The sequence below is a fragment of the Planctomycetaceae bacterium genome, from assembly GCA_041398785.1.
Lineage (GTDB): Bacteria > Planctomycetota > Planctomycetia > Planctomycetales > Planctomycetaceae > JAWKUA01.
This window is the reverse complement of the sequence record JAWKUA010000008.1, coordinates 202,388-229,314: the sequence shown is the minus strand read 5'-3', so window position 1 is coordinate 229,314 and position 26,927 is coordinate 202,388. Positions and strand designations below refer to the sequence as shown.

Here is a 26,927-nt window from a genome sequence, read left to right as displayed (position 1 = left end):
CGCACCACTGCCCGGCACGACTTTCGTTCCTGAGCAACCCTGGGCGATTTCTGCTTCGTCCGAACGGGCCGAAGTCGTCAAAGGAGTGTTGCTCAGCATGGCTTTTTTTGCTGTGGCGGCTGTCGGCTATTTTGGCGTCTACGATGCCGTCATGCTGGCCATTGCCGCTGCCGCGTGCCTGCCAACCTGGCGTCCCTATATTCTTTTGCTGGCCCTCTCTGTGCAGGACTCGCCGGGACAGTCGCCGAAATCACTCTATGTGACGGTCGCAGGGATTGCCGCACTGATGCTGCTTGATGGAATGATCAGCCGCCGTTCCGCGCGGAACACTCGGATCCAGTCCACGGAGTTGTGGCGGTTGATGGGTGTGGGCGCAGTGGTCGTTGTCTACGGGGCGGTCAGTTCGTTCTATCAGCACCGGTATGGACTGCATGAACAATCGGCTTATCGTCCATGGTGGCTGGTGTCGCTCCTGATGTTCGTGATGATGTGCACCGGTTGGCTGGCATACCGCGAGATGATCGTGGACCGGCTGTTCCGAACACGACTGTCCACGGTCTGTGCGTGTGTGATCGTGCATGTGCTGCTGATCGGCGGCCTGCAGACGGTGCTCGGACCTTCGTTTGGCGCGTCGCCACAGGGTGCACAGGAGATGCTGTCGCAAAACCAGTTGATCGATCCCTCGGAACGCGGAATGGCGCGTCTTACAGGCCCGTTTGACTCCCCCAACATGCTGGCGATGGTACCGGCACTGTTCATGCTGCTGTTTCTTGGTGCTCAGCAGGGGCGCCAGGTGTCACCGATATTCATCGCAGGATTCCTCGTTGTTGGTTTCACGGTCGCACTTCTGGGAGCGGCACGCACGATGTTTGTGTTCTATGCCTCAGCCGGTGCTGCGCTGTTGTGGACGCGATCCCGATCGCGAGCCATGCTGATGATGGTCGTTTCGCTGCCGCTGCTGCTGATGATTGACATTCCGTGGGGTGACATGCTGAGGCTGATTCGGCTGGAGAACTTCCAGAGCTTTGGCTATCGCGGAATCTTCTGGGAGGCTGTCATCTTCGGAATGGAGGGCAAAGACTGGCTGTTCGGCATGGGCGTCACACATTTCCCCGTGTTCTTCGAGGCACACACCGGGATGCCCGCCGCGGACCCGCACAACTGGATTCTGTCTGTGTTTGGAATGTTTGGCGTTGCGGGCCTGGTCTTCTATGTGTATCTGGCGTGGCGTCTTGGCCGTCAGTATTTGACATCCTGCGGCAGATACAGGGCCATCGTCATCTGCCTGGTGTTGATGTACTACTTTCGTGACCTGTCCAACATGCCATACCTGTTGAACAACCACCCCGTCACGTGCCTGAACTGGATCGTGCTGGGCGTCGCACTGCAGCGGGAACGGGACTCAATTGAAGAGCAACTGCCGTGCTGAGAAGGAAACAGTTCTCAGTCAACGTCCTCACCAACGCCGGCGGCAATGCGGTCAACAGTGCGCTGCAGTTGTTGCTGTTGCTGCTGCTGGCACGGCTGCTGCCGACACCGGTTTTTGCGGCGTTCGTGACGGCTCGCACCATTGTGGCTCTGGGAGAAACCGCGTCCGACTATGGAGCCCGCCTGTGGGCTGTCCGCGAATTCACGACGTCCGAAAACCCGCGGCAGATTCTGCTGCGATCGGTGCTGTGCAAACTCTTCTACACGGCCTGCGCGATGGCAGTGCTGGCGTGTCTGCCACTGAACAGCCTGACGCCTGCCGACTTCGTGCTCAGCACGCTGGTGGCCATCACGCAGCCGGGAACAGACCCGCTGCTGTGGTATCTGCGCGGCCGGGACAGGCTGGATATTGAAGCCGTGCTGGTACTCTTCAACCGGGTACTGATCTTCGCCGCGCTGGGACTGGCGGCCTGGCTGGAAGCCGGAGTCAGCACACTGCTGCTGGTGTGGCTGGCTCTGAATCTTGTGCGACTGCTTTCGGAAGCGGTGGCTCCCGTGATGCAGCCCCTGTTTGCAAGGGGAGCCATCGACAAGCCTTCCGCCACCGATCTGATCCGGACACTGGTGGACGTGTTCCCCATCGGAACCTCGCTGTTCCTGACCACACTGTTCTACAGAGCCGGAATCCTGCTGCTGGATGTATTCGGGACACCCGAAGATGTGGCCGTTTTTGGAACCGGCTTCCAGCTTGTCACGGCGGCCGGCTTCGTCGGCACGAGCGTGTGCGTCGCGTCGTTTTCTCCGCTGGTACAGGCGGTGCAGTCGCAGGATCCGGATGCGGTGCGATCGATCATCAGCCGGACCCTGGTGCTGACAACGCTGATTTTCGTACCGCTGTGTTTTCTGGGAATCTGGATTTCCGTTCCGGTGGCCGATCGATTTCTGCCCGACCGGTTTTCCGGCACCGGCGAGACCATGGTGCTGCTGATGCCGGGACTGTACCTGTCGTGCATCAACATGGGCCTTCGATTCACGCTGACCGCGTTTGCCCTGAACTGGCAGGACGTGCTGATCGTGCTGCTGGGGATCGCCTCACTAACCGCGTTCACACTGTTCTATGGAGCAGATTCGTGGCCGTTTGTCGCGGCCGTCGGCTGGGTTCTGGGAGAAGCCGTGGTGCTCATCAGCCGCATGAGCCTGCTGTTGCACTATCACCGACAAGCCGGCATACCGCTGCGCCTAATTGCTTCAACAACAGTTCTGCTGACCGTCGCGGTCCGGCAGTTGTTCTGGTGAGAAATTCCATGATCGCTCGAAACTCCAGCCGCGTAACCGTTCCGTGCCCGATCTGCGGACCGGCCAACCGCATTCCGTTTACGGAATGCAGCGGTTTCCCGATCGTTCGCTGCTGCGGCTGCCGACTGTTGTTCGTCGGCGAAGCAGCGCCCGTCGAACAAACGCAGGACTTCTTTCGCAGTGAACACATCACGGATGAAGGCTCGACGCAGCAGCACTACGTCGACTGGCGAAAAGACAGTCTGGCACGAGAAGCGGCAATCATCCGCCGAATGTATCCTGACGGTGGCCGACTGCTGGACGTGGGAGCCGCATCCGGCTTCTTTCTGCACCAGTTTCAGAATCAGCCGTCCTGGGAAGTCACCGGCGTCGAGCCGTCGTGTGTTTCCACGGCGTTTGCCCGAAAGCACTTCGGCCTGAGAATCCACAACGGATATCTGCACGACGCGGCCTACAGCGACGAAACCTTCGACGTTGTCACGTCGCTGGATTCCTTCACCTGCCACCGAGAACCGGCCGCTGACCTGCGGGAAATACACCGCATTCTGAATCCCGGGGGTCTGCTGGCGATCGAAATCGGCGGCCTGAACTTCCGGTTGCTCAAGGGAACGGGAATCCTCTGCCGCCTGCTGTATGGTCGGCCCGCAAGACTCAATGCCGGAGTCAACTACTTCTACTACAACCGCACGACGCTGACGATGCTGGCCGAGTCCTGCGGCTTTAATTACGAAACCTCGTTCGCGGAATCCATGCCGACAATCGGCAGCACCCTGGTGCGAGCATTCAAGCAGAGTTATTTTCACATGACGGCGATGGCCTATCGCTGGTCGAACGGTCGGGCCAGCCTGGTTCCGAAGGAATTCATCCTGTTTCGTAAACCGGGCGGTGACTCGGCGGGCCGCACTGCGAACCAGCGATCTGCCGCCTGAGACGGCCGATTCGCGGCGACGCGGCGACCGTTTCCGCGATGCGTCACCCCGGCTGCGATGAACCTGGTTGACGGGACATCAATGCTGCCCATTTCTGGCGTCGACGGCCCGCCGCAGCTGTTCCAGGTTCGTGCACATCGCCGTCAGATAGTCACCCGTCGCGGGCCGATTTCCCAGTGGTCGAAACACAACAACGTGAATGCCCAGCGATCGCAGGTGTTCAGTCTCAGCAGGCGACGGGTCGGTTTCACACAGCAGGAACTCAGCGGGATTTTCCTTCAGGTACGACACAAGTTGCGACCAATCGTCGTGCGAAGCGGCTGCCGACATGTCGAGTTCTGCGTTCTTCATGTTCAGCCCATACCGTCGCTGCAGGTATTGAAAAATTGGCGGCTTGGCCAGCCACTTCTTCGCCGCGACGTTTGCAAGGGCGGTCTTCAGATCCTGATCCAGCCGCTGCAGATCCTGATCCAGCGTCTCGAAGTTCCTGTTGAGTGTTTCCGCCTGTTCGGGCAGAAGCCGCAGCAGTTCTTCCCGGATGGCATGCGCCTGCGCGATCGCGATCTGCGGATCAAGCCAGGTAAACGACGCGACATCCGAATTCGACTTGTCTCCCTGAGGCCCGTGCTGATGAGTGACGACGCTTGCGAGCGGAATCAGTTTCTCCTGAACGCCGCGAGTCGTGACCAGTGTCCGTGACAACGGCAGCGTGGCTCGCTGCGCCCACTTTTCGTATCCGGCACCGTTGAGCAGAATCAGATCCGCGGACTGCACGGATGCGATCGCCGTCGCGTCAGGCTGCCAGTCGGCGGGGTCGATATCCGCGGGAACCGAAAACGTCACGTCTGTCAGTTCGCCGCCAATGCGTTCGGCGAAATAGGCCAGCGGGTAGCTGGCGGCAATGATCTGCGGCTTCTTTTGTGTTGCTGCGGAAGATTCAGTCGGCGCGGCTTGCTGAACGCAGCCCGTGATCAGGAACAGCACAGCGGCGCAGAGCAGCAAACGTCTGAGTTGCCGGCCCGTCGCGAGAGTTCCCGCTGGCGGCCCCAAGCACGGAGCAGGGAATTCGCGCGTGGCAGTGAAATCGCACGCAATACCGGTTTCGAGCGTGGCACCAGCAGAGCGGGTGAGGCTACAACGCATCCGACTTCTTTCCTGCCGGACGCTTTTCCCTCACTTCGTAGTTTTCATTCGTGCTTTTGCGAGGCGTCAGCGGCGGCGGTTCGACTCCCGCGGCGCGCATCGCACGATACACGGCGGCGAGTGTTTCGGCGGCGGGCTTGAAGTTGCCGGGACGATGTCCTTCGGCGATCAGCACGGGAGTCCAGCCGTACCGGTTGGTTGTATTCCACACGGAAACATTCGCGCCGTGGTCGGCCAGAAAATCGACCATCCGCGGCCAGCTTGCGTAGGCGGCTCCGTGCATCGCGGTTTCGCCATTGTCGTCCGCGGCATTGATGTCGGCACCAAGATCCAGCAGCAACTGCACGGCGGCGAGTGCTTCGTCTTCCGTGCCGGCTTCTTCACCGGGAGCCAGCGTTCCGATGCCCGCCGCAGCCAGCACGGGCGGACAGTTGTCGGCGTTGGGGATCGAAGGGTCGGCTCCCAGTTGCAGCAGCAGCTTCATCAGCGGTATGTCGGCTGTGTCGGCGGCAAACAGGAACGGAGTGGCCAGTTTGTGATTCAGCCGGCCGGTTCCCGATCGTCCCCGATCCAGCCGGAGATTCACGTCGGCACCGTGTTCGACGAGTTTCCTGACGAACTGCAGGCTGGTGACGTTACCGGAACCGATCGGAGGCGGATCGCCGTCCACATCGTCTCCCAGATTCGGTTTGCGAACCCAGGTTATTGCGTGCAGCGCCGTGAAGCCGGAGCGCTGATCGTTCGGGTCGGCTCCGGCTTCCAGCAGCTTCACAGCCACTTGGAAATGTCCGTTTTCGACGGCAAGCAGCAGAGGACTGGTGCCTTTGCGAGCGACTCGAATGCCCTTCACAGTCGGTTCCATCGTGCTGTTGACGTCGGCTCCCGCGGCAACCAGCGTGTCGATTACTTCACCGTGTCCGTTTCGGGCCGCGAAGAACAGCGCATTGAAACCGGATTCCAGCGGCGTCGAAAAATCGGCGCCGTTTTCCATCAAGCGTGATACGACATCGGCGTGTCCTTCCGCGGCGGCCCACATGATGGCGGTCTGACCGTTTGTCTCTTTCGCGTCGACATTTGCTTCGTGTTGCAGCAATGCCTGCACAGCATCCATTCGGCCGGTGCGGGCAGCCGTCATCAGCGGAGTGATTCTGCCGGGAATGGCGGCATTCGCGTCGGCACCGGCTTCCAGCAGCGATTTGACAATGTCTGCGTTTCCGTTTTTTGCAGCGATCGACAGCGGAGTGATTCCGTAGCGATTGACCTCGCCGACGTCGGCATCCGCCGCGATCAGTTTCCCGGCGATGTTTGCTTCGTCATGCCAGACGGCCCAGTGCAGAGCCGTCATGCCGTCAACCTGGGCCTTGTTTACGTCAGCATGTTCGCGCAGCAGATCCGCGACGCGAGACCAGTCCGCGCGCTCCGCGGCGTCAGCAAGCGGCGCGTCCGCGGCACGAAGCGGCGCATTGAACATTAGCAACACGGCCGCAATGAAAGTGAGTGTCGTGGATTTCATGAAATGAGCTGTCGCGGAGGGTATGGTCGCGGAGGGACACATCTGGCGGATCATTCCGAAATCGTGCGCGGTGTGAGTGAAACGGTCAACAGTTTCGACCGAGTCAGATCGCCAGGGGCTAGAACAGTTCATCCACCTGACCGTTGCTGTCGCCGAAGGATTCGATCGGCACGCCGACTTTATTCAGCAGCGTCACATGCAGGTTGGCCAGCGCGGTCGGTTGACGGAATCGAATGTGTCTGCCGCTGCGCATGTTGCCCGCGGCACCACCGGCCACCAGGATCGGCAGGTTCTGGTGGTCGTGAACATTGGGATCGCCCATGCCGCTGCCGTACAGCACAAGCGAATGATCCAGCAGTGTGCCGTCGCCTTCCTTCGTCGACTGCAGCTTCTGCAGGAATTCCGCGAACAGCGACACGTGAAACTGATTGATCTTCGCGACCTTCGCGATCTTTTCCGGATCGTTGCCGTGATGGGTCAGCGGATGGTGAGGATCCGACACGCCGATTTCCGGATACGTACGGTTGCTGGTTTCACGCGCAAGCTGGAACGTGATGACTCGCGTGATATCGCCCTGAAACGCCAGCCTCTGCAGATCAAACATCAACCGCGCGTGATCGGCGTATTCGGAAGGGACTCCCGTGGGGCGATCGAGATCCGGCAGCGGGTTTTCTGTGACATCGGATTCCGCTCGCTGAATGCGGCGTTCGACTTCCCGGACGCTGTCCAGGTAACTGCTGAGCGTTTCACGATCGGCCGGTCCCAGCGTCTTCTGCAGTCGCGCGAACTCGTCACTCACGGAATCCAGCAGACTCGCTCTTTTTTTCAGCGCTGCCTGGCGGTCGGCGATACTGCCGCCTTCGCCAAACAGCGATTCAAACACAATGCGGGGATGAGCTTCGCTCGGCAGCGGCGTTGTCGGCGATGACCACGACAGGTTGTTCTGATAGACGCACGCATAGCCGTTGTCGCACTGGCCGACGGTCGCCATCAGGTCCATGGCCAGTTCCAGTGACGGCAGTTGCGTTTGCTGACCGATATGCCGAGCGGCGAGCTGGTCGACCGTTGTGCCAAGGAAGTAGTCGGTACTTTCGGTGCGTTTCGCTGTCGCACAACTCAGGAAGGCGCAGTTGGATGTCGCGTGAGTCCCCGGGTAGGCGGGTTTGAGTTCCAGATTGCTGATCGCCGTCACGTGGTCTCGCACGCCGGCCAGAGGACTCAGCGTCGGCGAAAGCTGACTCAGATCATCGCCGGTCAGCGCCCAGCGTGAGATATCGCAGCCCATCGGAATGTAGATGTAACTCAGCCGGCGCAGTTTCGACGGGCTGGCGGCCGTGTCGGCCAGTGCCGTCATCGCCGGCACCATCGCGTCCAGCAGCGGAAGTGCGATGGCCGCTCCGAAACCCTTCAGCAGCGTGCGGCGAGGTAGTGCCTTTTTCGAAATCAGCATTTCGGAGGTCCTCACGAAAAGCGAATGTCGGCCCGCGACAGACATCAGGAGCGTACCGGTTGAGCGTGATCGAAGAGTGTATCAACAAATCTCCCCGTTCGCGCGCGCATTCTGACTCGCAGCCCGCGGGGCGCAGCCACGGTGTTCTCGCATTCGCAGGCTGACGATGAACGGTCAGCCGACGATTGCACGGGCGTCATCCGGCGTTCATTGACCGAATTCGTCCGGGAGTCCGCGGAGCTTTTGACTTGCCGCAACGGTATTCACCGACCGGTGGTCTCCTCCGACCGCACCGAGCCATGCCGGCAATTCTCCGTCACCGGTCGCTTCACCTTCCAGCAGCCAACTGAGATTGAAGCGGGCCACTTTGGAACCGCTGCTTTCGTAATGCAGAAAAATCCAGCCTTCGGTGATCGTCCCCGGCCGGCCAGCGTTGAGTGACGAATAGGCAAACGCATCAGCTTCGACCAGTCGCCTGATCGGCCATGTCCCGCCGCCGTCAAAGCTGGCCCACACGGTACCGTTCCGGCGAGATTCCGGGTCATCACAATTGCTGTACAGCAAGATATCACGCCCCTGGACGGGAAGTCGGACAAGTCCGCCCATGCAACCGTAGTTGGTGTTCTGCGGACCATCCGGAAGAGCTTCGCAAATCGTCGCCTCCTGCCACGTCGCGCCGCCGTCGTCGCTGAACGAAGTCCACCTGCGTCGCGGATTGCTTCCATCCGGTGCCCAGTGACGCCGCGAGTTGTAGTAGACGCGGCCATCCGACAGTTCGGCCAGCGTTGCCTCACCTGTGCCGTTTTCGGGGAACGGCTCGCTGGTCTGCCAGGTTCTGCCACCGTCGTCGCTGAAGATGGCATTCGTGAAGTGTGTCGGCCAAAGGCTTTCGGGACGGTTGCCTTCCCCATAGAACCGGGACGGCCGAATCAGGCGGCCCTGGTGTTCGCCGCGCTGCAGCGTGATGCCGTGTTCGTTCATATGCATCGAAGGCATCCTTCCCGAACTGTCCGGGTGAATCCGAATCGATTCGGCCTGCCAGTTCCTGCCGTCGTCTGTACTGCGATAAACAGTCAGCGGCGCCGGCGGATGCTGCGCTTCCACGAACACCAGAATATCGCCGCTGTTTTCGTCGACTGTAGTGCCTCCGCCGTGAATGCCGGATTCCGCAATCGTGATCTCATCACCCCAGGTCGCCCCGTTATCGTCGCTGCGGCGCACGCGAACGTGAGGATTGCCCCAGGTGGCCAGCAATGTTCCGGATTTTGTAACCACGATGTTTGGGAATCGTTCGTTCTGAAAGACCTGAGTAGCGGCCAGTTGCGGTTCACCGAGAAACGGTTCGATTCCCGTTTCCAGCGGCGCGTCGGCACCCAGCCCGAGGTGTGCGAGCCAGGCAAGGGCCAACACGGTCAGAACCCGACATGTGGTTTGTTTCTTCATGGAACGTAATCCTCTTTTCGAATGCACCCGGAACCGAACCGCGGCGAATACCGGACTTCATCGCAGGATCCGGAACAGGTTGTTGAAATCGTCGGTCCACAGCAGTGGTTCCCGGTCCGCTGACTCCCACGGAGAAACCGACGACGTCACATCCGGGTCGGCAAGAAATTCCTGGTTACTCGTAACCAGCAGCCAGACACTGGCCGACGCATACAGTTCTGAATCCGGCGGCGAATGATCGACGCGACAGACTTCCTTCACTGCGAATTCGGCCGACTTGCGAACGACCGGCTGCAGATCGAGATGCCGATTGGAAATATGGACGGCAAGAATTCCGTCTTCCCGGAGAAGCTGCCAGTAGAGTTCGAAACACTCCCGAGTCAACAGATGAACGGGTATCGAATCGCTGGCGAATGCATCGATCGCCAGAACATCGAAGCCCGGCACTTGCCCTGTCCGGTACTGTGATTCCATGACGATTCTGGCGTCACCATGCAGCAGGCTCACGTCAACCCCGCGATTTCGAGCGTCGCCCAGGAAAGTGAAGTACTGATCGGCGTATTGCAGAATCAGAGGGTTGATTTCATAGAACGTCATCGTGTCTCCGGACCGGCCATAGGCGGCCAGTGTTCCGGTTCCCAGTCCGACAACGCCGATGTTCAGCGGCCGAACGTCACGACCCGGATGATGTCGCAGGGCAATGCCGATCCCGCTGTTTTCCACATAGTAGCTGGTCGGCATTGAACGAAGTTCGTCGCTCTGAAGCTGGTAACCGTGGCTTGTGGTTCCGTGCGTCAGAGAAACAAACACGGGGCCGTCGGAACGACGCACCGCGCGCGCCACACGCAGCGCGCCATAGAAATTCCGGCCGCGAGCAACCACGCTTCTGTTGGACATCGGGAAGTGCTCCGAAAACAACGGCAGCACCAGCACCAGTGTCACGATTCCTGCAACGACGATCAGCGCCGCACGGTGACCCTGGGGAAGACCGCTTTTTCTGCGGATCCGACTTCGGCGCAGCAGCGCCAGCTGCAGCAGGACGGTCGCCATCAGCCCCACGATGTACTCGTCGTACTGCCTGAAGATCCGCGGGGCGGCAAGCGTGACGAACACACCACCCAGCACACCGCCGAACGCAATCATCAGATAGAACGCGGTGAGACCCGACGTTCGCGGCTTCAGTCGAACAAGTTCCCCGTGAGAACACATACAGCAAATGAACAAACCCGCGGACAGGGCCGCGACCTGCCATTCGATCGAATCCCGCCAGGCCGTACGAATCGAATCGATACTGACTACGGTCAGCCCAAGCGGAATGATCAACAGCAGCAGAACGGAGAAGACGCGCCGCAAATACCACCGCTCATGATCAAAGCAGATGATGAACGACAACAGATACAGGCTCAGCGGCACGATCCACAGAAACGGGACGGACGCCACGTCCTGGCACATGTAATTCGTCGTGGCCAGCAGCATCACGGATGCACAGGCCGGAAGCATGACCCAATACGGCCAGTTCGCTTCGTCTGCCGCGGTGCCGTCACCAGGAACAGCCGACGATTCGTCCGGCAGAGCTGCATTCGAAATCACCGGGCTGTGGCGAACTCGATACAGGCGGATGCCGCAGTATGCGCAGCCGACCACAAAGACAACGTAAACAGCGGACCAGCCATAGACCTGATGACGGGACGTCAGAAACGGCTCCACCGCGATCGGGTACGTCAGCAGCGCCAGCAGAGCGCCGGCGTTGGAGACCGCGTACAGCCGGAACGGCGATCGTCCGGGAGCGACATCAGTGAACCAGCTCTGCAACAGCGGAGCCGTGCCTGACAGAACGAAATACGGCCCGCCAACGCAGGCCAGCAGTAATGCCAGAATCTGCCACGTCGGGTTGGACGACGCCGGGTCCTGCGCTGCGTTCGGCTTCCAGTCATCACCGGGCATCACAGGCAGCAGGGCCAGAGTTGCTGCCAGCACGCACAGATGAACGATCACCTGCCGTCGCCGCGACGACATGCGAACCAGTCCATGCGCATAGGCATAGCCAAGCAGCAGCATTGCCTGAAAGAACAGCATGCAGGTACTCCACACGGCCGGCGTTCCTCCGAACCACGGCAGAATGTATTTCGCCAGCAGCGGCTGGACCTGAAACAGCAGAAAGGCGCTCAGGAAGATCGTGATCGCGTACATGAATGCGTCGCAGAGACGGATGGGTTAAAGCGTTTCCGGTCGAGCCGCGCAGCCAGCGGGAATCATCCTCGGCGGCATCGCGCTGGCGGACTCTAGCACGAAGCGCGGACGGTCGCCCATTCACCGTTCCGGCAACGCGCCGCGAATGATTCCGGCTGTTGAACCGCGCGTGTTGCGATGTGACGACCCGTACAAGCCCGTGATGCTGCGGCGACGCCGGGCTGCGGCACGGTGCGGTCGCTTCCCGCAAGCCTCAACTTCCAAGCTGCAGACAATCATTCCGCGGTTCGCATCTGAAACGGAACGCTGTTGACGACTCCCCGGATCAGCGACGAGAAGCGGTAGTCGTCGGCTGCGGCGTCTCGCACGATGTTGCGGATGGCTGCGGCGTCGTGAGCATCCAGCCCGCGCCCCAGTGCGTACGTCATCAGCTTTTCGACGACGGTACCGACGAACAATTCCGGTCGCCGCAGCAGGGCGTCTTCCAGTCCTTCGACGCCGGTGAATTCGCTGCCGTCGGGAAGTCCGCCGGACGCATCGACCGGTTCACCGACTTCCAGATCCCTCCAGCGCCCGACGGCATCGAAGTTCTCCAGAGCGAAGCCGACGGGATCCATGATGTTGTGGCAGCCCGCGCAATTCGGGTCGGCTCGATGCTGAGCCAGCCGTGCCCGCACGGGCAAACTGGCTTCAACCGTATTGTCCTTCAGCGCCGGCACGTTTGCGGGAGGAGGAGGCGGCGGCGCGCCGATCAGGTTCTGCAGAATCCAGTGCCCTCGAATCACCGGGGACGTGCGCGTGGCGTACGATGTGACGGTCAGAATGCTGCCGTGCCGCAGCAATCCGCCGCGATGACCGTTCGGTTCGAGCTCGACTCGGCGAAAACGGCTGCCCTGAATATGCGGAATCTCATAGTGAGCCGCCAGCCGTTCGTTCAGAAAGGTGTAGTCGGCGCGCAGCAGATCCAGCACGCTGCGGTCGTTGTGTACGATGTCCGCGAAGAACAATTCTGTTTCCTGCTTCATGGCCTGTCGCAGATTGTCGTCGAAGTCCGGGAACAGCCGCATATCGGGAGTGACAGATTCCAGATTGCGAAGATACAGCCACTGTCCGGCGAAGTTTGTGACCAGCGACTCCGACCGTTCATCCGCCAGCATTCGTCGCACCTGCTGACCAGGAACTTCCGAGTCGCGAAGTTGCCCTTCAACCGCAAGATCGAGCAGTTCGTCATCGGGAATACTGCTCCACAGAAAAAACGACAGCCGCGAAGCCAGTTCCACATCGCTGATCGGGTAGACATCGCCGGTCCGCGAATCTGCCGGATCACGCTCGATGCGAAACAGGAACTCGGGGTTCACCAGCACAGCCGTCACAGCGGATTCGATGCCGGCTTCGAAACCGGCTTCCTGCCTGTCGGCGTCGAAGAATTCCATCGGTCCGCTGATGTCGTCGTCGTTGACATCGCGGCGCCATGCTCGCCGCGCTAATGTGGAGATGATTTCCTTCGCGCAGGCGTCTTCGTCGGCAGAGTCTCGCGGTCGGCGCACGAACAGCAATTGTCGGCTGGGAGTGTCTCCGGGGCCGGTCGCTTCGTACGGACCTGTGATCGACACCTGAAACACAGCCGGGCTCAGGCGCGGGTGCCGATGCATATTGAAGCGGGCCTTGTAGGGCTGCCGACTTGTTTCCACGAGCGAATGGGAGGTCCGCGGAAACGTGACTCCCAGCTTGTGAGGACCAGCGGTCACATGAAACCTCGCGACCAGATGCGCATCGACCTTGCTGAAATCACGGCTGCCGTTCGGCGGCGGTTCAACCGTGAATCCGGCGACACGTTCGCGATCCAGCAGGACTTCCAGTTCGTGGCGTCCACGCAGGCCTTCAACTTCTTCGTTGCGGTCGCGAGTCAGGCGCACTGTGACTTCGTACTCACCGCTTTGCGGAAAGTTGTACAAAATCAGCGTGCCGCCGCGCGTGCCGACGGGAAGCCCGGGAATGTGGTCTTCCTGCGTCACATCGGGCCGCACGCGAAAGGTGTCGCCGCCGGGAACCCGGCTGACGCCTCCAACGGCCGTTCGAGCGATCTTCCGGGCCGCCGTCACATAGCGATTCAGCAGCGTCGGCGAAAGCTCGCCGACGGTGATGTTGTCAAACCCGTGGCTGACTTCGTCCTTTGGCAGCAGGTCAGCGGCGTCGATTTCGACCGCCAGCAGATCGCGAATCGCGTTCTGGTACTCCGTGCGAGTCAGTCGGCGGAAGGTCTCCGTGCGTCCGGGATGCGGGTGCTCACGAGCCACGCGGTCAAGTTCGCGTTCCAGCGCGGAGAGAGCGGCGTCGTAAGTTTCTTCATCAGGACGCTGCACATCCACGGGCGGCATTTGCCGGGAACGCAGCTTGCGGACAACTTTCTCCCACGCATCAACATTCGGTTCCACAGCCAATCGCCGAAGAGCGGCCAGGTCAAGCTGCGCGGACGCGTCGCCGCCCGTGTGGCAGTCAATGCAGAATTCACTGACGAGACTCTGCACCGGCTGACCAAACGCGGCGTCCGCCGTTTCGTCCGCGCGAAGTTTCGTCCGGCAACAGCACAGTGCGCAGACAAGGAATACTAATGCAGGCATCGTATAACTTTGCTGACGAGCCACGCGCTGGCCGATATTTGCGTCGCGCCGCATCATTCGTACTCCGCTTCTGACAGATCAACGTGGAAGATGCCGCCGTCATAAGTCACCAGCAGCAGTTCTGCGCGGTCATCCAGTCCAAACGACGCAATGCCGCCCGGTGCCGTACCGAGTTCTTTCACGTCCAGCAGTTCGCCGCCGCGCTGCCGCAGTCCCCAGACTCGGCGAGTGTTGTAATCGCCGAAGATGTAGACGCCGTAAAACGATGAGTCCCGCCTGGCCCGATACACGTAGCCGCCTGTGGCGGAGAACCCCAAACCGTGTTCGTACGCAAACAGCGGTTCGGTGTAAGTTTCCCCCTCACGTCGATACTCGTCAGAGAACGGCGCGAAGGCCTCGCGGACGTTCCAGCCATGGTTCTCACCGCGTTTCACCAGGCTGATTTCTTCGAACTTGTTTTGCCCGACGTCTCCCAGCCACAGATCGCCGGTCAGGCTGTCGAATGTAAACCGCCACGGTTCGCGAAACCCGATCGCCCAGGTTTCCGGACGCACAGCGGGATCAGCCTGATGAGCCGCCAGAAACGGATTGTCGGGCGGGATCGAATACGCCCGCGCGCCGTCAGCTTCGTCGACGTTAATGCGAATCATGGAACCCAGCAGGACTTTGGGGTTCTGCGAATTGCCCGGCGGATCTTCCTGCGGTCCTCCGTCGCCAAAGGCTGCGTACAGCATTCCATCCGGGCCGAACGTGAGGCAGCCGCCGTTGTGGTTGTACGCCGGCTGATCAACTTCCAGCAGTCGAATTGAGGGCTGACCGCTGTCGCTTAGCCGGTCGGCGGAAGCTTTGCGTTCAGCGATCGTGGTCCTGACCTGTCCGGCTTCCTCGACTTCGTATTCCAGAAAGTACCGACCGTTTTCTTCAAACCGCGGGTGAAACGCCAGGCACATGATTCCCTGATTCGGACTCACATGAACCTCGTCACTGAGATCCAGAAACAGCTCTTTCCGCGGGTTGTCAGTGTCAGGTATCAGCCGCCAGACACGAGCGAGTGCATGCTCAACAACCATCAACTGGCCGGGCAATCCCGGAATTGAGTTGCAGTAAACCGGGTTCTCGAAACGAACGGCATCCGAAGAAGCCGGAATGAAGCGAACCGGCTTCGTCAGACGCGGGATGTCAACCGCGCGGCCTCCCGCCGCCAGCCCCGTCTTCACACCAAACTTCAGAGTCTGCATGTAGGCGATGATGTCCGCAAACTGTTCCTTCGAAACGGTGGTGACGATGTTGTCCGGCATCAGCGACTTCAGTGACACGTGCAGTTCGTCGATGTCGTCGCGGGCGAAATTCGTCTGTCTACCCTTCGCGTCGATCAGCCGAACCTCCAGTTTGGTCGCACGTTCCACGCGGCCGGCCAGAGTTACTCCATCGGACGTCACAACCACGGTTTGTTCGTAGCCGGGTTTGATCTCTGCACTCGGTTCCAGCACCTGCCGGATGAGTTCCGTACGAGTGAACTTGTCGCCGATGCCATCCAGGTTCGGCCCGCTCTTTTCCAGACCAGTGATCCGATGGCAGGCCGTACAGGAAAGCGTTTCGTGTTCCTCAAACAGCCGCCGCCCGCGTTCCGGATCGCCGAGGTGAGCCATGGCGAATTCTCGGTACGCTTCGATCTCCGCGGAAGTCGTATCGGCGGGAACCTGCTGAAGGCCAACGAAGCAAACGACCATCGCGGCACACATTGCCGCCAGCATCAAACGTGTCAGCCTGAATCGGAGCATGAAGTCGTCTCGCTGAGATAGGCGATGCCGGTCCGTTGAATCGCTCGACGATATCGGCGCCGCAGCGCATGGGAAGCGGGACGGAGAATTCCGACGGCGGCCTGCAAACGATCCGGGGCCGACCGAAACATACGGTCACGACGCGAAGCGCCTCAACGGAACCATTGAATGCCCTGGACTGCATTCCTGCAACGACAGCGATGCGCGTTCCCGGTTCGTCGCCATTCGGCAACATGTCCTGCAAAAATGACTGTCGAGTGTGCATCGCGACCCTGCGGCAATCCAGGCAAGGAACTCTTCGTCGTCGAACTTCTGTGTACGCATTCAGTCTGACTCGGAATTATCATGACCGGTCCCGGCGCGTTCACACTTCTCTCCCCGTTGTTCTCGCACCGGACACTCCCGCTTTGAAACTCGCCCCGCAGGATTTTTCGCACATGGCCGCAATTTCGCTCGCCGCTGATTCACGCCTTCGACCCATGACTCGAATGCTGGTAATCGCTCTCATGGCCGCCGCTGTCACGCAAGCCACAGCCACCAGGTCGTGCCGAGCCCAGTTCGGCGACCGGGCCATTACCGGTGACTTCCGCTTGAAAACTGTTCCCGTAACCACGCCGGGTGAACCGCCGGAATGGGCGCTTTGGCAGCGGCATGTTCTGGAACAGAGTTATCCGGCGGCAATGGCTCTGGTGGAAAAATACACCACCAACGATGGCGAGCTGATCTGGCGTGACGAATGGCCGGGGATGGACGGTTCCGACGATGGCTACGAAAGCTTCTACAACTTTCCGCTGCTGTATGCGCTGGGAGGACACGCGGATCTGGCTCCGCTGTCGGAAAAGCTGTGGGGCGGCGTGACGCGGCAATTCACGCGCTACGGCCAGATTCACAACGAATTCGACGCTCACTATGACTGGATGCACCACGGCGAATCGTACACCTACTTCTATTTCTTCGGGCTTTCGAATCCTCACGGCGAACAAAACCGGGAACGCACCATTCGCTTTGCACGGCTGTATTCGGGTCAGGATGAATCCACGCCGAACTACGATCCGGTCAAGCGACTAATGCGGTCTCCGCTGACCGGCAGCCGGGGTCCGCACTATGAAAACACGGCCGAAGACTGGGTGACTCATCGGCCGATTCTGGCCGACTATCCGCTGCCGTTTGACGACATCCCCGGCGTGACATCCAGCGACGCGTGGAACGACGACGCACTGTTCCCGAACATTCTGCAGGCCATCAATCAGCGAATGATGACCGGCGACGTACCGCTGAATCTGACTTCGACCAGCCTGATGGCTCATGCCTATATGCTGACGGGAAATGCGGACTACCGGTCGTGGATTTCCGACTATGTCGGCGCATGGCAAGATCGCGTGGAAGCCAATGACGGCATTCTGCCAGACAATGTCGGCCCATCCGGCGAAGTCGGCGAACTCATGGACGGCAAATGGTGGGGAGGCTACTACGGCTGGCGCTGGCCGCATGGGCTGTTCAATCAACTGGAATCGACAGTCATCGGAGGAACCAACGCGTACCTGGTAACCGGAGATCCCCGGTTTCTGGAATTGCCTCGTTCGGTCATCGATCTGGTCAGCAGCCAGGCTCGCGAAGAAGACGGCCGCATCGTCGTGCCCCATCGACACGGCGACGACGGCTGGTACGACTTCAAGCCGATCAACTCCAAGTATCTCGTGCATCTGTGGTACTCGTCCCGAGCCGACGAAGACATGGAACGACTGAAGAAGCTGACGGACCCGGAAACGTGGAGCCAGCTCAGCTATTCCAAGGGGAAGGGCGATTCCGAACACCCGCTGCCGTGGCTGGCCTATGTTCACGGACAAAATGACGACTACCCGCTGCAGATTCTGAAAGGCTGTTACCAGGAGACTCAGAACCGCCTGCAGAAAATCCGCGACGACCGGACGACGCCCGATGAACAGGACGTCCATCACTGGCAGAAGCTGAACCCGGTGGTCCTGGAAGGGCTGGTGCAGACCATGCTGGGAGCTCCGAACCACATTTACCACGGCGGACTGCTGCATGCGTCGCTGCGGTATTTCGATCCGGAAGCCCGGCGTCCGGGAGTTCCGCCGGATGTCGCCGTACTTGTTGAACGACTGACAACGAACGGAGTGCGGCTGAAGCTGGTGAATCTGAACCCGGCCGAACCGCGCCGCGTCATCCTGCAGGCAGGCATGTTCGGCGAACATCAATTCACGCGAGTTCGTCAGGTGGTTCACTATCCGTTCCAGTTCGACACCATCAACGCCGCGGCGTTTGAAGTCGAACTGGTTCCGGGAGCTGTTGGACGACTGGAAATCGACATGCAACGATATGCCAATCCGCCAACATATCGACTGCCATGGGACAACTGAGCGAGTGAACAACAAGACGACTGTCCGTCTGTGCCTGCTGTCGGCGGCGCTGTGCGTTGTTGGCGAAATTGCTCGTTCGCGAATTGCAGCCGCAGTTCCCGCGGGAACCTTCCTGATCGGCGGCGTGGCGCTGCTGGCTCTGGCATCAAATCTGTCGACGAAGGCACGCGGCTTCGCGTTCAGCCTGTGGGTGGGCGCTTTCGTCGCGGCGGCGATGGTCTTCCCCGCGGCATTCCTGTCGTGGGGTGGATTCGAACTGAAACGGCTGATCGTTCCGCTGATTCAGCTGATCATGTTCGGCATGGGAACGATGCTTAGCCTGACCGACTTTGCCCGCGTTCTGCAGATGCCCAAAGCGGTGCTGGTCGGCATCGTGCTGCAGTTTACCGTAATGCCGCTGTGCGGAGCATTGTTGGCGGCGGTCTTCGGAATGCACGGCGAAGTGGCCGCCGGCATCGTTCTGATCGGCGCGTGTCCCGGCGGAGTCGCGTCGAACGTGATGACGTATATCAGTCGAGGCAATGTGGCTCTGTCCGTCACGATGACCGCGTGTTCGACACTGGTCTCGCCACTGATGACTCCGCTGATGATGAAGTTGCTGGCCGGCCAATACGTGGAGATCGTTTTCGTCGACATGATGATGACCATCCTGGAGATCATCATTGTTCCGATCGGAGCCGGCCTGATCGCCAACGCCGTGCTGCGAATGCTGAACCTGCGCGGACCATGGGTCGACCGCCTGCTGTCGTGGCTGGCGATGGCTTCCATCTGCTACATCATCGCGATCATCACGGCCCTGTCGCGAGATCAACTGCTCAGCGTCGGCGCGACTCTGATCGCCATCGCCGTGATCCATAATTCGGTGGGCTATGTCCTGGGATACTACGGGGCCGCTATTGCGGGGCTGGACGAGTCCGCTCGCCGCACGGTTGCAATCGAAGTCGGTCTGCAGAACGGAGGCATGGCGTCCGGTCTGGCAGTCAACGTCCTGAAGAGTTCCGACGCCGCGCTGGCATCGGCAATCTTCGGTCCGTGGATGAACATCTCCGGCTCGGTACTCGCCTCCTGGTGGCGCTCACGACCACCGGAAGATGGCAAACCCGAACCCGCTGATAACTCCAACCCCGACACCATCGGCCCCGACACCATCGGCCCCGACACCTCCGGCGCACAGTCCTCAAACCCGTACGCCACAAAGCACTCCGTGGACTGATGGCACAAGAACAAATCGGAAGAGTGCTCCGTGAACGACGCTCAAACATCCCAGGCCAATTCGTCTCTGCTGGTTGTTTTTCACGATGTTGCGCCGGTGTTTGAGGGCGAGTTGGCGCGGGCGATTGCTGCGGTTCGCCGGATTGTCGGGTCGCGATTTTCGTGTGCGGCGGTTCCTCGGTGGCATGGCGAACGTCCGGGGCAGGGCATTGCGCGAATGCTGGAAATCGCCGGTGAGTGTGATGAATGGCTGGTGCATGGTCTGACTCACCGTCGCGAACATTCGCCGGGGCTGGTTTCGCGGCTGACGAATCGTTCGGATGAATTCGGCGGGCTGACTCTGGCGGAGATTCAGCAGCACATCGACGCCGCGAAGGACGAACTGGAGACCGTTTGCGGTTCGAAGGTGCATGGCCTGGTGCCACCCGCGTGGCAGTTGCCGGTTGCGGCCGTTCAACTTCAGAGGCTGTCGTACGTGATGGGTTTCCGTCGGCTGGAATCGTGCCGTGACGGCGCCATTGACCGCCGACTTGCTACGTGGTCGTATGACTGGGGCTGGTTGAAATCCGCCGCGTGGGCCGGCCATGCGATGGGCGTCGCCGCGTGGAAACTAACGTCAGACGCGATTCCGTGTGTCGTCATTCATCCGGCCGATGTTGCTCGCGGGTGGCTGCCGTTCATACTGAAACAGATTGAGCGATTGCTGGACAGCGGGTGCCGGCCGACGACGCCTGGCGCATTGATGACGCCGGAGGAAACGTGATCACGTGGATCGCAAACCGCATTATGTCTCGGCGAGCGATCCGGCTGTTTCAGCGGATTCGTCCGCACCTTCCCGATAGCGGCGTGATCGCCGACATCGGCTCCGGCACGGGACACAACGGAGAAGCGCTGCGAGAACGGGCAGGGCTGCAGGTCCTGGAGTTCGACGTCGATGATCTGCACTGGGTCGGGCCGGCTCCGTCGAGGATTGTGAACGGCCGGATTCCCGCCGACGATGATTCCGTCGATGCCGCGCTGCTGCTGTTCGTCCTGCAGTATCCTGCCAACGCGCCGCAGGTGCTTCGGGAGGCAGCTCGGGTTTCGTCCGGGTCTGTGATCGTGCTGCAGTCCACACATGAAGGACGCTTCGCGAAGGGCGTGCTGAAGGTTCGGGAATTCTTCTTCGGACGTTTTGGTTTTTTTCTGGCGCGCGTTGCCGGACTGGTGCCGGCGCGGTCGTGTCCGCTGATGCCGGAACGATACTTCACTTCGGCAGGTCTGATGCAGGCCTTCGACGACGCTGGCCTGGCTGTGGTGGCAACGGAGCCGGAATCGATGCCGTTCATTAGACTGCGCCGGGAGCTGTTTGTGCTGAGACCTGGCAGAGAAGCGAACGAATGCAGGATCCGGAATTCTCCATCATCATCCCGGCTCGCAATGAAGAGCGGCTGATTGGTCAGACGATCGACCACGTACTGGCGGCTGGCAGCCATTTCGCCGCGACAGGCCGGGATTCTCCTGCGCGTCACTGGGAACTGATCGTCGTGGACAACGGCAGTACTGACGGAACGCAGGCGGTTCTGGAACGCTATGCCGGTCGTCCTGAGGTATCGGTCGTGCATCTGGAAACCGCGGGAGCCGCTCGCGCTCGCAACGCAGGTCGCGCGCGAGCTCGCGGCCGAATTCTGCTGTTCGTGGACGCCGACACGATGATTCCGCCCGACTGCCTGCGGCGAATCGCCGATCACTGCCACCAGCGCGACAATGCCGCCGGAATCACTTCCCTGGGAACTCTGGACGGCGGATTTCGGGCCAGACTTTGGTGGGGATTCTGGAATTCCGTCCGACGCCTGCCGCTGGCCAAAGCCAAGGCGATGCCCGCGTTGATGTTCTGCACGGCCGGAGCATTCGATACTCACGGTCCCTTCGATGAAGACGTCGCGATCGGCGAAGAATGGCCGATCCTCGCGGGCTTGTACCGCCGATCGCCGGAAGCCGTCGTCTACGATCGCTCCATCGTCGCTCGCTCGTCAAGCCGCCGCATGGACCGCCGCCCATTCGGATATTCGCGTACGTTCCTGCGATACGTCTGGGCCATCCTGCATCGCAGCGGACGAATCAACTACGGTGACAAAATCCGGTGAACGACGAGGACGCTGACACCGATGCCACAGGATTCCTGGCCGCGAAGTCTCATGAACCGGGTGACTCACGAATTCCGCCGGCGGTTGGCAATGCTGCTGGCGAAGGTCAGGTTGCACCGCGTCCGCGTCGATAAGTCCGGCGACGGGAAAGTCATCGCAAAACGCCGGTCGTTCGTGTCGCCACCGCTGGTTGCCATCGGGAATCGGTATCTGAGACTGATCGGCGCCGACAGCGAAGTCCTGCGCGAAAACGAATGGCTGCACTGGGAAGCCATCGTCGCGCCACCTCCGACACTGCCACACGAAGCTGCTTCGCGGCGGTCTGTGTCCGCCACTTACAACGGCGACACTCTGGCCGCGATTCTCCGCAGCCGGAACAGGCCAGCCCCACAGAAGCTGGAAGCTGTTCAACTGGCACTGCAAGCGCTGCTGACGCTGCAACAGCGCCGCGTCATGATCGACGATGAAGAATCCTGGCCGCTCAGCCACGGCGACGCGACCGCGGACAATGTCTGCATCGACCTGCAGAACGGTTGCGCCACCTGGTTCGACTTCGACACACGCCATCGGCGTCACCTGCCGGCCCACGACCGCCACGCCGACGATCTGCGAGCCCTGCTGTTTTCGTCTGCTGCACTGCTGCCGTGTACGGATTTCGGATCACTCACCAGTCTGGCCCTGAGTCCCCACATTTCCGACGAAGTCCGATCCGCGCTTCACCGTCGTCTTCACTCTGACTGGCGGCGTCCCAACACGTTCCATCTCGCTCAGGCACCGCTGCCGCACGCGACCTGTCACGCCTTTCGCACAACGCTGCTGCAGACGCTCGGTCCATCGACCGTCTCGCGCAAGTCCTGATGCTCGGCGACACCTTGCACCACGTGAAATGTCCCGACACGCCGACAGGAGTCCACAGTCACGCGGCAGCCTTCGCCGACACTCCGCCCGCGATTTCGCGCCGCCCGTCATTCTCCCAAGCCCGTCATTCCCGCGCAGGCGGGAACCCAGTCCGCGCGGCTGGGTTCCCGCCTGCGCGGGAATGACGGAAGTGAGCGCGGGAATGACGCACGTGAGCGCGAGGACGACGGCAGCGGAAGTCTGTTCCGATACCGCCATCGGAGCGGCAACGGCGGTGGATCGGACCACGCCACCCGTCGAATTCGCTATGATCCGGCAACTCTGCGAATATCGCTCATTGCCGGAGAAACCCATGAAAAGTGTTACCTGCTGTATGATTCGACTGTTGGCCGCTGCCTCGGTGTATTGCGTGATGTGTGCCCACAGTTCGGCCGCAGAGCGGCCGAATTTCCTGTTCATCCTGACGGACGATCAGTCGCCTCACGCCGTCGGAGCCTACGGGAACGACGTTTGCCACACGCCGAACATTGACCGCATCGCGCGGGAAGGAATGCTGTTACGCGATGCTCACCACATGGGTTCCTGGTCCGGTGCCGTCTGCCTGCCCTCGCGAACCATGATCATGACGGGCCGCACTCTGTGGCACCTGCCCAATATGCCCGCCACGACGGACGAAGAGAAACGGCAGCGTCAACAGGCGATGGAGGAAGCCGCAAGGTTCAGCATGGCGGCACTGTTCAATGCCGCCGGATACGACACGTTCCGCACGTGCAAGAACGGAAACACGTTCGCTGCGGCCAACAAACATTTCCAGGTCCGCCATGAACAGGACATGCGCGAAGGAAACGACGAACGCGGCAGCAAGTGGCACTCTGATCACGCCATGCACTTTCTGGAACAGCGAGAACGGACAAACGACGCAGATCCATTCCTGATGTTCCTCGGCTTTTCACACCCGCATGATCCACGCAACGGCAAGCCGGAACTGCTGGCGAAGTACGGTGCCGAGAACCGCACAGAACCTCCGACGACCGTCAACCCGGACGCTCCGCCGCTGCAGATCAACTATCTTCCGAAGCACCCGTTTCATCACGGACATCCGGGACTGCGCGACGAAACAAAAGTCGAAGGTGTCATGGAGGACCGTTCCGAAGCCACCATCCGCAACGAACTCGGTCGAGAATACGCCTGCATCGAAAACATCGACATCCAGATCGGGCGAGTCCTGGACAAACTGCAGTCGATGGGCCAGCTCGACAACACGTACGTCTTTTTCACGGCCGATCACGGCATCGCTGTCGGCCGCCACGGTCTGACCGGCAAACAGAACCTTTACGAACACACGTGGCGAGTTCCGTTTCTTGTCCGCGGACCGAAGATTCAGGCAGGAAGCGAAGCCAGCGGATTTATCTACCTGCTGGATGTTCTGCCCACGATGTGCGATCTGGCCGGCATCGATCGCCCCGACGGCATGGAAGGCCTGAGCTTTCGACCGGTGCTGGAAGGCAGGGCCGACCGCATCCGCGATGTCCTTTACGGAGCCTACTGCGGCGGCACGAAACCCGGCATGCGCAGCGTGAAGACATCCGACGGCTGGAAGCTGATCAAGTACGACGTGCTGGACGGCAAAGTCCGTGAGACGCAGATGTTCAACCTGAACGACAATCCCCATGAATTCCTTGCCGAACACCACGCACCCGACGTCGTCGCGTTGACCGGTCATACGCCGGAAGTTCATCAGGTCAACCTCGCCAACGATGCCCGATACGCGGACAAGCGCAGGGAACTCGAAGCGCTGTTGCTGGCAGAAATGCGCCGGCTCCACGATCCCTATCAACTGTGGGACCAGCCGCCCGTGCCGTGACTCCACGGTGAACCACCCCGGCGCCAAAGACTTCGGTACCGGCTACGGCTTATCATTTTCGTCGTCACTGACGAGTCCACGAAAATAATCCGACGACAGCACCTCGGTCGACAGAAAGTGCTTCCGTGCGAACGTACTCTTACCCGACCCGCTGGGGCCGATGAGAACGACAAGTGAGAGTTTTGGAATCTTGATCTGCATTCAATGATCAGTACGGAGGGAGAAGTCTGCGAAATCCGTGAAACAGGACAACAGCGAGAAAGAACACGTTTCTCGCAAATGTGGAGACCCACAGTGGCGATTTTGGTGCGCCAGCTTCCCCGGATTCCCTTGTGTTGTTCAGTTCCTGGGCCAGTTTGCCAATTGACTCAATTGACATGGGATACAGAATCAAGCTGTCGATCCATTCAACAGGAATCGAGTCACCCGCAGAAGATGCTCCGATGATTCCACCGACCATGGCTGCATTGGTATCCGTATCGCCGCCGCAGGAAATGATTGTCTCCATGGCTGCACGGAAATCGGTTTGGTGCGACAGCCAGCAATGAACGGCGACCGGAACGCAGTGGTAGACGAAACCACCGACGCCCTTTACAAGCCCCATGTCACTCGCCAAATCCTTCGTGTCACACCCCTTCTCAGCATATTCCGTGGCACGTTCCATCACCGTGAGAAACTCCGCTGAACCATCTGGTGGCAGGTGTTCACGCAGTTGCGACAAGTATTCCTGTGGTTTAATCAAGCGTCCCGACTTTGCAAGGTGCGCTGCGAGTGCGATGGCGAAAGCACCCATTTCGGCTTTGGGATCAGTATGGGTGATTCTGGTCGTGATTCGCACGAACTCGGAAAGCTGCTGAATATCGTCAGCAAAGACTCCCAGAATCGCACTTCGCATTGCCGGTCCATTCCCGGCAGAGAAAACGCCGGATCTCTTCGCCGACACACCGACAAGCAGCTTGAGACAAGCCTTTGCCGTTGCCATCCCCATGCCCGCAGGAAGTGACAAAAACCAGCGTCTCAGACGCTTGGCGAATGCTCTCTCAAATCGTTTCGTGTCTCCCCCCGATTCGATCAGCGACTCTGCAACAATTAATGTGTGTTCGGTGTCATCGGAGACCATTCCGCGCCGAAACAGGAGGCGATGACGTGTCGGAGGGCCAAACACTTTCATCGCTCGGCGAGCAGAAAGTCCTTCATAGGGCAGCCCCAAGGCGTCACCAACTGCCGTTCCAATGAGGCATCCATTGATGTCTGAACTGTTCATTGCACGGTCCCCATTCGAAGCCGCACGAGCAAGTCGTTCAATGCCGTTGCACCACTCGGTTGTTCGGGGAGGTTGCTTTGCACAAAGGCTTCTTCAAGCTCAGTCCGCAATCGCTTGTATTCCCGTTCATGAAACGCTAGGTCGGCCTGATCCGGCGTGCCTTTCTCCGTGCCACTGATCTTCCGCTCAATCAAGTCAGGCAAGTATGGCAGCTTGAACGACTCATTCAAATGTGCCAGATTCGCCTGGACCTCGCCTGTTCGCATTAGGTGAATTCCGGTGAGCAGAACTCGGTAGACGTACAGCAGCGGTTTCACTCTCGGACGGTCTTCCTTCTGAAAAAACTTCCACTGCGTCGAGGCGAAACTGGAATTCCCCATGAAATGTTGGCGCTCAACCGCGGGTGTTATGCCGCGAGAGGATCGTCAGCGGGCCACGTAAGCCGGTAGAATGACTTGGTGACAAGGTCTTTCAAGTGGAAGAAGGCATTGATCCATGCGTCATGGTTCCAACATCGATCCTCCAAATCGCTTCGAGAAGGTTCGCCACGAACCAGATCGCGGACATTTGGAATGGGATCAGGAACATCTGAAAACGCTGACCAACCGCAAAGTGGAATACATCGACGACGCCTCACGCAGCATTGTCTCTGAAAACAACTCGCCCGACATTCCGTTTCGCTACAGCATCAATCCCTATCGCGGCTGCGTCCATTCCTGCGCGTATTGTTATGCGAGGCCGGGGCATGAATACCTTGGGTTCAATGCCGGACTGGATTTCGAAACGAAGATCGTCGTCAAACGTGATGCGGGACTGTTCCGGGAGTTCCTGGCGCGGGATTCGTGGAAGCCGGAACCAATCACGTTCTCGGGTGTGACCGATTGTTACCAGCCGGCGGAGCGGGAGTTTCAACTCACGCGACAGTGTCTGGAAGTGGCCCTGGAGTGCCGCCAGCCGGTCAGCATCATCACGAAGAACGCGTTGGTGCTGCGAGATCTCGATCTGCTGCAGCCGCTGGCCGCCGACCAGCTTGTGCAAGTGTTCCTGTCGGTCACAACGCTGGATCCCGAACTGGCTCGCGACATGGAGCCTCGCACAAGCATCCCCGCGGCGCGACTGCGGGCTGTTCGGATGCTCACAGATGCCGGCATTCCGACGGGAGTCATGACAGCACCGATCATTCCGGGGCTGAACGATTCAGAGATTCCGCGGATTCTTGAAGCAGCGAAGGCGGCCGGTGCGATCACCGCCGGTTACATCCTGCTGCGGCTGCCGCTGACCGTTGAGCCTGTGTTTATAGAATGGCTGCAGCGCACTCAGAATCGCCACGCCGAAAAGGTTCTCGGCCGAATCCGCGACACGCGCGCGGCGGCGACCTGAACAGCACGGTCTGGGGCGAACGGATGGCGGGTCGCGGCGAAATCGCGG

The 26,927-nt window shown here is 60.1% G+C and carries 21 protein-coding genes; 11 read left to right on the top strand and 10 right to left on the bottom strand.

Annotated elements, in window-relative coordinates; all coding sequences use genetic code 11:
* The first annotated feature begins 97 nt into the window (after positions 1-97).
* From R3C19_11820 to R3C19_11810, 3 genes are read left to right on the top strand one after another with little or no spacing between them, the layout of a single operon-like run.
* The gene (locus R3C19_11820) at positions 98-1,429 is read left to right on the top strand and encodes a hypothetical protein (GenBank protein MEZ6061042.1); all 1,332 of its coding nucleotides are present in this window, start codon (positions 98-100) and stop codon (positions 1,427-1,429) included.
* Positions 1,423-2,724, top strand: a complete 1,302-nt coding sequence (locus tag R3C19_11815; protein MEZ6061041.1) for a hypothetical protein — start codon at positions 1,423-1,425, stop codon at positions 2,722-2,724. Before R3C19_11820 ends, R3C19_11815 begins: the two co-directional genes overlap by 7 nt.
* 8 nt (positions 2,725-2,732) lie before the next feature.
* Positions 2,733-3,653, top strand: a complete 921-nt coding sequence (locus tag R3C19_11810; protein MEZ6061040.1) for a class I SAM-dependent methyltransferase — start codon at positions 2,733-2,735, stop codon at positions 3,651-3,653.
* Between the two features lie 78 nt (positions 3,654-3,731).
* Here the strand turns inward: R3C19_11810 and R3C19_11805 are convergent, their stop codons facing one another.
* From R3C19_11805 to R3C19_11775, 7 genes are all read right to left on the bottom strand, one after another.
* On the bottom strand, positions 3,732-4,655 hold the full coding sequence (locus R3C19_11805; GenBank protein ID MEZ6061039.1) for a metal ABC transporter substrate-binding protein: 924 nt from the start codon (positions 4,653-4,655) through the stop codon (positions 3,732-3,734).
* A gap of 130 nt (positions 4,656-4,785) precedes the next feature.
* On the bottom strand, positions 4,786-6,309 hold the full coding sequence (locus R3C19_11800) for an ankyrin repeat domain-containing protein (GenBank protein ID MEZ6061038.1): 1,524 nt from the start codon (positions 6,307-6,309) through the stop codon (positions 4,786-4,788).
* A 118-nt stretch (positions 6,310-6,427) separates the two neighbouring features.
* Positions 6,428-7,759: a DUF1552 domain-containing protein gene (locus R3C19_11795; GenBank protein ID MEZ6061037.1), complete on the bottom strand. Its 1,332-nt coding sequence runs from the start codon at positions 7,757-7,759 to the stop codon at positions 6,428-6,430.
* A gap of 207 nt (positions 7,760-7,966) precedes the next feature.
* A complete protein-coding gene (locus R3C19_11790) occupies positions 7,967-9,202 on the bottom strand; it encodes a sialidase family protein (protein MEZ6061036.1) in 1,236 nt (411 codons plus the stop codon).
* Between the two features lie 57 nt (positions 9,203-9,259).
* On the bottom strand, positions 9,260-11,392 hold the full coding sequence (locus tag R3C19_11785; GenBank protein ID MEZ6061035.1) for a hypothetical protein: 2,133 nt from the start codon (positions 11,390-11,392) through the stop codon (positions 9,260-9,262).
* 275 nt (positions 11,393-11,667) lie between these two features.
* The gene (locus R3C19_11780; GenBank protein ID MEZ6061034.1) at positions 11,668-14,070 is read right to left on the bottom strand and encodes a DUF1592 domain-containing protein; all 2,403 of its coding nucleotides are present in this window, start codon (positions 14,068-14,070) and stop codon (positions 11,668-11,670) included.
* Positions 14,067-15,794 carry a PQQ-dependent sugar dehydrogenase gene (locus R3C19_11775; protein ID MEZ6061033.1) on the bottom strand — a complete coding sequence of 576 codons (1,728 nt, stop codon included), beginning with the start codon at positions 15,792-15,794 and terminating at the stop codon, positions 14,067-14,069. Before R3C19_11775 ends, R3C19_11780 begins: the two co-directional genes overlap by 4 nt.
* 437 nt (positions 15,795-16,231) lie before the next feature.
* Here R3C19_11775 and R3C19_11770 point away from each other — a divergent pair, with 437 nt between their 5' ends.
* The 7 genes from R3C19_11770 (at position 16,232) to R3C19_11740 (ending at position 24,235) form a co-directional block, all read left to right on the top strand.
* Positions 16,232-18,175 (top strand): hypothetical protein, encoded by a 1,944-nt coding sequence (locus R3C19_11770; GenBank protein ID MEZ6061032.1) that lies wholly within the window; start codon positions 16,232-16,234, stop codon positions 18,173-18,175.
* Positions 18,176-18,179: 4 nt separating this feature from the next.
* Complete coding sequence (locus R3C19_11765; protein MEZ6061031.1) at positions 18,180-19,388, top strand: bile acid:sodium symporter family protein; 1,209 nt, start codon at positions 18,180-18,182, stop codon at positions 19,386-19,388.
* Positions 19,389-19,418: 30 nt separating this feature from the next.
* Positions 19,419-20,150 carry a hypothetical protein gene (locus R3C19_11760; protein ID MEZ6061030.1) on the top strand — a complete coding sequence of 244 codons (732 nt, stop codon included), beginning with the start codon at positions 19,419-19,421 and terminating at the stop codon, positions 20,148-20,150.
* On the top strand, positions 20,147-20,821 hold the full coding sequence (locus R3C19_11755; protein ID MEZ6061029.1) for a hypothetical protein: 675 nt from the start codon (positions 20,147-20,149) through the stop codon (positions 20,819-20,821). Before R3C19_11760 ends, R3C19_11755 begins: the two co-directional genes overlap by 4 nt.
* Positions 20,767-21,513: a glycosyltransferase family A protein gene (locus R3C19_11750; protein ID MEZ6061028.1), complete on the top strand. Its 747-nt coding sequence runs from the start codon at positions 20,767-20,769 to the stop codon at positions 21,511-21,513. Before R3C19_11755 ends, R3C19_11750 begins: the two co-directional genes overlap by 55 nt.
* A 21-nt stretch (positions 21,514-21,534) precedes the next feature.
* Positions 21,535-22,371: a hypothetical protein gene (locus R3C19_11745; GenBank protein MEZ6061027.1), complete on the top strand. Its 837-nt coding sequence runs from the start codon at positions 21,535-21,537 to the stop codon at positions 22,369-22,371.
* A 352-nt stretch (positions 22,372-22,723) separates the two neighbouring features.
* A complete protein-coding gene (locus R3C19_11740; GenBank protein ID MEZ6061026.1) occupies positions 22,724-24,235 on the top strand; it encodes a sulfatase-like hydrolase/transferase in 1,512 nt (503 codons plus the stop codon).
* Between the two features lie 42 nt (positions 24,236-24,277).
* Here R3C19_11740 and R3C19_11735 read toward each other — a convergent pair whose 3' ends face one another.
* The 3 genes from R3C19_11735 to R3C19_11725 are packed head-to-tail and all read right to left on the bottom strand — an operon-like array spanning position 24,278 to position 25,879.
* Positions 24,278-24,436 carry an AAA family ATPase gene (locus tag R3C19_11735; protein MEZ6061025.1) on the bottom strand — a complete coding sequence of 53 codons (159 nt, stop codon included), beginning with the start codon at positions 24,434-24,436 and terminating at the stop codon, positions 24,278-24,280.
* A 7-nt stretch (positions 24,437-24,443) separates the two neighbouring features.
* A complete protein-coding gene (locus tag R3C19_11730; GenBank protein ID MEZ6061024.1) occupies positions 24,444-25,499 on the bottom strand; it encodes an ADP-ribosylglycohydrolase family protein in 1,056 nt (351 codons plus the stop codon).
* Entirely contained in the window at positions 25,496-25,879 is a 384-nt protein-coding gene (locus tag R3C19_11725; protein ID MEZ6061023.1) for a nucleotidyltransferase domain-containing protein, read from the bottom strand. Before R3C19_11725 ends, R3C19_11730 begins: the two co-directional genes overlap by 4 nt.
* Before the next feature lie 115 nt (positions 25,880-25,994).
* On the opposite strand from R3C19_11725, the gene R3C19_11720 reads away from it, so the two are divergent.
* On the top strand, positions 25,995-26,879 hold the full coding sequence (locus R3C19_11720) for a PA0069 family radical SAM protein (GenBank protein MEZ6061022.1): 885 nt from the start codon (positions 25,995-25,997) through the stop codon (positions 26,877-26,879).
* The last annotated feature ends 48 nt before the right edge of the window (positions 26,880-26,927 follow it).

Bases quoted from the DNA above. Each gene is read 5' to 3' on its own strand.
- R3C19_11810 (MEZ6061040.1), top strand. From the start codon at position 2,733: ATGATCGCTCGAAACTCCAGCCGCGTAACCGTTCCGTGCCCGATCTGC.
- R3C19_11820 (MEZ6061042.1), top strand. From the start codon at position 98: ATGGCTTTTTTTGCTGTGGCGGCTGTCGGCTATTTTGGCGTCTACGAT.
- R3C19_11730 (MEZ6061024.1), bottom strand. From the start codon at position 25,499: ATGAACAGTTCAGACATCAATGGATGCCTCATTGGAACGGCAGTTGGT.
- R3C19_11720 (MEZ6061022.1), top strand. From the start codon at position 25,995: ATGCGTCATGGTTCCAACATCGATCCTCCAAATCGCTTCGAGAAGGTT.
- R3C19_11735 (MEZ6061025.1), bottom strand. From the start codon at position 24,436: ATGCAGATCAAGATTCCAAAACTCTCACTTGTCGTTCTCATCGGCCCC.
- R3C19_11795 (MEZ6061037.1), bottom strand. From the start codon at position 7,759: ATGCTGATTTCGAAAAAGGCACTACCTCGCCGCACGCTGCTGAAGGGT.
- R3C19_11740 (MEZ6061026.1), top strand. From the start codon at position 22,724: ATGAAAAGTGTTACCTGCTGTATGATTCGACTGTTGGCCGCTGCCTCG.
- R3C19_11750 (MEZ6061028.1), top strand. From the start codon at position 20,767: ATGCAGGATCCGGAATTCTCCATCATCATCCCGGCTCGCAATGAAGAG.
- R3C19_11745 (MEZ6061027.1), top strand. From the start codon at position 21,535: ATGCCACAGGATTCCTGGCCGCGAAGTCTCATGAACCGGGTGACTCAC.
- R3C19_11800 (MEZ6061038.1), bottom strand. From the start codon at position 6,309: ATGAAATCCACGACACTCACTTTCATTGCGGCCGTGTTGCTAATGTTC.
- R3C19_11785 (MEZ6061035.1), bottom strand. From the start codon at position 11,392: ATGTACGCGATCACGATCTTCCTGAGCGCCTTTCTGCTGTTTCAGGTC.
- R3C19_11770 (MEZ6061032.1), top strand. From the start codon at position 16,232: ATGGCCGCAATTTCGCTCGCCGCTGATTCACGCCTTCGACCCATGACT.
- R3C19_11725 (MEZ6061023.1), bottom strand. From the start codon at position 25,879: ATGGGGAATTCCAGTTTCGCCTCGACGCAGTGGAAGTTTTTTCAGAAG.
- R3C19_11790 (MEZ6061036.1), bottom strand. From the start codon at position 9,202: ATGAAGAAACAAACCACATGTCGGGTTCTGACCGTGTTGGCCCTTGCC.
- R3C19_11780 (MEZ6061034.1), bottom strand. From the start codon at position 14,070: ATGATGCGGCGCGACGCAAATATCGGCCAGCGCGTGGCTCGTCAGCAA.
- R3C19_11775 (MEZ6061033.1), bottom strand. From the start codon at position 15,794: ATGCTCCGATTCAGGCTGACACGTTTGATGCTGGCGGCAATGTGTGCC.